The organism is Cryobacterium sp. 10I1 (assembly GCF_035019805.1).
Classification (GTDB): Bacteria; Actinomycetota; Actinomycetes; order Actinomycetales; family Microbacteriaceae; genus Cryobacterium; species Cryobacterium glucosi.
The window spans coordinates 1-1,055 of the sequence record NZ_JASJVF010000500.1 but is presented as its reverse complement, the minus strand read 5'-3'; the positions used below and the strand labels follow the sequence as shown (position 1 = coordinate 1,055).

2 protein-coding genes are annotated in these 1,055 nt (G+C 68.7%); both read right to left on the bottom strand.

The genetic code is table 11. The annotated features are described in order from the left end of the window. Positions 1-77: 77 nt before the first annotated feature. On the bottom strand, positions 78-848 hold the full coding sequence (locus QN345_RS19390) for an SDR family NAD(P)-dependent oxidoreductase (protein ID WP_323509159.1): 771 nt from the start codon (positions 846-848) through the stop codon (positions 78-80). Next, on the bottom strand, positions 845-1,055 hold a 211-nt coding region (locus tag QN345_RS19385; RefSeq protein WP_323509158.1), incomplete at its 5' end, for an IclR family transcriptional regulator domain-containing protein. The genes QN345_RS19385 and QN345_RS19390, both read right to left, overlap by 4 nt.

Here is a 1,055-nt window from a genome sequence, read left to right as displayed (position 1 = left end):
CCTTAAACCCGTGGTTTAAGGGCCAAAAACGTACTCTCGCGAGGGAGGGAGACGGGTGCAAGGCAGGGCAGGGCGGGTCAGGCGGAGTCGCGCCAGACGATCGGGGTGGTGAGCAGGATGCCGTTCACGTAGTCCGAGGCGGCGGAGGCGAGGAAGACCGTCGCTCCGGTGAGGTCGGCTGGGGTACCCCAGCGGGCGGCGGGGATCCGCTCGAGGATGGCCCCGGACCGGCCGGCGTCGTCCTGGAGGGCCTGTGTGTTGTCTGTTGCGAAATACCCGGGGGCGATGGCGTTGACGTTGACGCCGAGCGGCGCCCACTCGTTGGAGAGCGCCTTGGTGAGTCCGGCGATCGCAGACTTCGAAGCCGTGTACCCGGGCACGTTGAGCCCGCCCTGGAAGCTCAGCAGTGAGGCGGTGAAGATGATCTTGCCGTGGCCCTGCGCGATCATGGTGCGGCCGATCTCCCGGCTGAGCACGAACTGGCTCGAGAGGTTGACGGCGATCACGCGGTCCCACATCTCGTCCGAGTGTTCGGCGGCGGGGGCGCGCGCGATCGTGCCCGCGTTGTTGACGAGCACGTCGATCGGGCCGAGCGCGGTGATCTCGGCGGCGAGCGCGGCGACGGCGTCCCGGTCGGCGAAGTCGGCGTGCAGTGCGGTGAACCGGCGGCCGAGTGCGGTGACCGCGGTCTCGATCGCGCTGCGGCGCTCGGGCATTCTCGACGAAACGCCGACGATGTCCGCGCCGGCCTCGGCGAGTGCGACGGCCATGGCGAAGCCGATGCCGCGGCTCGCGCCGGTGACGACGGCGGTCTTGCCGCTGAGGTCGAAGAGGTTCAGAACACTCATGAGTGATTTCCTAACGTTGTGGTCGCGAATGCGCTTCCCTGGTAGCCGAGGGCCTGGGAGATGGCCGCCGCGGCCTTCAGTAGGGGGCCGGACATCGCCTCGATCTGCTCGTCGCTGTGCTCGATCGACAGCGTGGACACGCTGAGCCCGTAGCGGACGGTTCCGGTGTGGTCGAAGAGGGGCGCCGCGATGCAGGCGATTCCGGGC

What these genes read in the sequence shown, in the direction of transcription:
- QN345_RS19390 (WP_323509159.1), bottom strand. Translation starts at nt 848, where the DNA reads ATGAGTGTTCTGAACCTCTTCGACCTCAGCGGCAAGACCGCCGTCGTC.